Source organism: Achromobacter sp. K91, from assembly GCF_003576205.1.
Taxonomy (GTDB): domain Bacteria; phylum Pseudomonadota; class Gammaproteobacteria; order Burkholderiales; family Burkholderiaceae_B; genus Achromobacter; species Achromobacter aegrifaciens.
The window spans coordinates 1-3,637 of sequence record NZ_QWFB01000066.1; the positions used below are offsets into that span (position 1 = coordinate 1).

Genomic DNA, 3,637 nt, shown 5'->3' on the forward strand with positions numbered 1-3,637 from the left:
CCTCTTCGTCGGCTGCGTCAGATGTGTATAAGAGACAGATGCCGTGTCGGTCGAGGCTGGCGGCGGCAACGTCGCGGAAGCGCCGGCTGGCGGTCGTCGCTCGGCTGGCGGCAAGCCTGCCGGTGCGCGTGGCAATAGCGGTCGCGGCGGCAAGCCGGCAGGCGCCGGTGGCGGCCGTAGCGGTAACAAGTCGGGCGGCGCCGGCGGCAATAAGGGGCCGAACGCTGGCGGCAAGCCGCGCGCACCCCGTAATGCCTCGTCGTCCCCGCGCGGCGATGACTGGCAGCCGCGCGGCGCTTCGGCGCACGAATCCCGTCTGGGCGTGATGGGCGGGCGCGGTCGTCAGGGTCGCTGAAGGCCTGCGGGCGGCGCGCCGGACGCGCCGCTGCGCGGGATATGTCCCGCATAAACGTAAGCCCGCGACGAATCAGGCGTTTTTCCAGTTTATCTGGTAAAATCAATGGTTTTCATGGCTTCGCGCCGTCGCCTTTTGCGTGCCCGCAAGGAAAAGCACGCAAATACAGGGGCGGCAAGAGCTGGCAGTTTGCATCGGACTTTGCGCCTGGTGCTGCCTGGCCCGGGTTGCGGGTTGGGGCGGCGGGTCTTAATGGCCTGGGGCGGCGCAAGCCAAATTTAGGTCGCAATATAGGGCACTGCCCAGCATTGCTCCTTACGTGCAGTAGGGTGGCGGCTGGGCGCTGTGCAATACGGTGGGCTGGGCGTGCAGCCCATTTTTTTTGAGTATATGGCTGATTTATTCGCATTGACCAAAGAGGCTCTGGCCGGCATGGACGTCGAACTCGTGGACGTCGAGCGTGCCGCCCTGGGCCTTTTGCGCGTCACGATCGATCGGGTCGGCGGTGTGCGCATCGAAGACTGTGAACAGGTGTCCCGCCAGTTGTCGCGGGTGTTCGAAGTCGAGAACGTCGACTACAAGCGGCTGGAAGTCGGTTCGCCGGGCGTCGACCGCCCGCTGCGCAACGAGGCCGACTTCCGCCGGTTCGCAGGCGAGCGCATCGAAATCAAGCTGCGCGAGGCATTGGACGGCCGCAAGGTCTTTGCCGGCACCCTGACGGTGCCCGAAGACGACGCCGCAGCCTCCGACGCGGCTGCTGGAATGCAAAAGACCGTGTTCGGTCTCGAATTTGAGGCAAAAAAGAACGACGTCCAGGTATTGAATTTCACGGTCGACGATATCGAACGTGCAAAACTGGATCCCGTTCTGGATTTCAAGGGCAAAAAGCGATGAGTCGCGAAATTCTTCTGTTGGTCGATGCCTTGGCGCGTGAAAAGAACGTCACGCGCGACGTCGTGTTCGGAGCGCTGGAAAGCGCGCTGGCCTCGGCGATGAAAAAGCGCTTCAAGGATGATGCGGACATCCGTGTCGCCATCGATAGGGACACGGGCGATCACGAAGGCTTCCGCCGCTGGCTGGTCGTGCCCGACGAGGCTGGCCTGCAAGAGCCCGACAAGCAGGAAATGCTGTCGGACGCGCAGGAAATCGTCCCCGGCATCAAGGAAGGCGAGTACATCGAAGAGCCGCTCGAACCCATCGAGTTCGGCCGCATCGGCGCGCAGGCCGCCAAGCAGGCCATTCTGCAGAAGATCCGCGACGCCGAGCGCGAGCAGGTGCTGAACGACTTCCTGGACCGTGGCGAGACCATCGTGTCCGGCACGATCAAGCGCATGGACAAGGGCGACGCCATCGTCGAAACCGGCAAGATCGAAGCGCGCCTGCCGCGTTCCGAAATGATCCCGAAGGAAAACCTCCGGGTGGCCGACCGCGTCCGCGCCTTTGTGTTGCGCGTAGACCACGCCGCGCGCGGCCAGCAGGTGATCCTGTCGCGCACCGCGCCGGAATTCATCCGCCAGCTGTTCGAGAACGAAGTCCCCGAAATCGAGCAGGGCCTGCTGGAGATCAAGGCCGCGGCCCGCGACGCCGGCGTGCGTGCGAAGATCGCCGTGGTGGCATACGATAAGCGCATCGACCCGATCGGCACCTGCGTGGGCATGCGCGGTTCGCGCGTGACTGCCGTGCGCAACGAGCTGGGCGGCGAACAGGTCGATATCGTGCTGTGGTCGGAAGACCCCGCGCAGTTTGTCATCGGCGCCCTGGCGCCGGCCAACGTCGAGTCCATCGTCGTTGATGAAGACAAGCACGCGATGGACGTCGTGGTGGACGAGGAAAACCTGCCCAAGGCCATCGGCGCCAAGGGTCAGAACGTTCGCCTGGCTTCCGAGCTGACCGGCTGGCAGATCAACATCATGACGCCGGAAGAAAGCCTGAACCGCCAGGAAGTCGAGCGTTCGGGCCTGCGCGCCACGTTCATGAGCAAGCTGGACGTCGACGAGGAAGTCGCTGACATCCTGATCGACGAAGGTTTTACCGGTATCGAGGAAATCGCCTACGTGCCCATGCAGGAACTGCTGGAAATCGAGGCCTTTGACGAAGACACCATCAATGAGTTGCGCGCCCGTGCCCGCAATGCGCTGCTGACCGAGGCGATCGCCCAGGAAGAGCGCCTTGAGACCGCGCAGGATTTGCTCGAACTCGAAGGCATGACGCCCGAACTGGCTGCCAAGCTGGCCGAGCGCCAAGTGCATACGCGTGATGATCTGGCCGAACTGGCGACGGACGAACTGGCGGAAATCGCCGGTCTGACCGAGCAGGAAGCCAGCGATCTCATCATGCGTGCCCGCGCCCATTGGTTCGACGAGGAATAACCAAAAGGACACGGGTCCGCGGCGGACGGAATATCCGCCGCCGCGAGTTCACGTTGTTTGTAATAGCTGCATATAGGGAAGAGAGAGCCTAATGTCGAGTAATACCGTCGCGCAGTTCGCTACCGAGCTGAAAATGCCTGCCAATGTGCTGCTGGATCAGCTGCGCTCGGCTGGCGTTGACCTCAAATCGGTCGACGATTCCGTCACCGACAGCGACAAGGCGAAATTGCTCGAATCGCTGCGTCGCGCCCACGGCGCGACCGAAGGCAAGAAGATCACCTTGACGCGCCGCCAGACGTCCGAGATCCGCCAGGCGGATGCCACCGGCCGTTCGCGCACGATCCAGGTCGAAGTGCGCAAGAAGCGCGTGTTCGTCAAGCGTGATCCCTCCGAAATCGCCCTGGAACAGGCCGCGTCCGCGCGTGCCGAAGATGAGGCAGCCGCCGAAGCGGCGCCGCAGGAAGTGTCGGCGCCCGTCGCACCCGAAGCTGCCGCTCCTCGCGAGACCGCTCCCGTCCAGGCTGAGGCTATTGCCCCGGCCAAGGCGGAAGAGCCCGTTGCTGCAGAAGCGCCCGCGCCGGTCGAAGCGCCCGCGCCTGTTGAATCCGTCGCGGCCGAAGCGCCCGCTCCCGTCGAGGCGAAAGCCGCCGAAGTCCAGGCCCAGCCTGAACCCGAACCGACGCCGGCGCCTGCTCCTGCCGAGCCCGTGGCCGAAGAGGCCAAGCCCGAAGTCAAGACTGAATCCACCGAGCCCAAGGCTGAAGAAGCCAAGCCGGAACCCGTTGTGCTAGCCAATAAGTCCGAACCATCTTCCTCCCAGGCCGCCGCGCCTGTCGCCCAGGCTCAGCCTGCCGCGAAGTCCGAACCCGTCAAAACCGCCGCGAAGCCCGAGCCCTGTCTCTTATACACATCT

Annotated in this window: 3 protein-coding genes; all 3 read left to right on the forward strand. The window is 63.9% G+C overall.

From position 1 onward, the window contains the following. Window positions 1–745 precede the first annotated feature (745 nt). Window positions 746–1,249 carry a ribosome maturation factor RimP gene (gene rimP / locus DXK93_RS29500; protein WP_054450990.1) on the forward strand — a complete coding sequence of 168 codons (504 nt, stop codon included), beginning with the start codon at window positions 746–748 and terminating at the stop codon, window positions 1,247–1,249. Further along, a complete protein-coding gene (gene nusA / locus DXK93_RS29505; protein WP_054450991.1) occupies window positions 1,246–2,724 on the forward strand; it encodes a transcription termination factor NusA in 1,479 nt (492 codons plus the stop codon). The genes rimP and nusA overlap by 4 nt, the downstream gene beginning before the upstream one ends. Window positions 2,725–2,815: 91 nt before the next feature. Then, the coding region (locus tag DXK93_RS29510; protein WP_233564635.1) for a translation initiation factor IF-2 associated domain-containing protein at window positions 2,816–3,637 on the forward strand (822 nt) is incomplete at its 3' end.

Excerpts from the sequence above, each read along its gene's own strand:
- rimP (WP_054450990.1), top strand. The coding sequence starts at position 746 with ATGGCTGATTTATTCGCATTGACCAAAGAGGCTCTGGCCGGCATGGAC.
- nusA (WP_054450991.1), top strand. The coding sequence starts at position 1,246 with ATGAGTCGCGAAATTCTTCTGTTGGTCGATGCCTTGGCGCGTGAAAAG.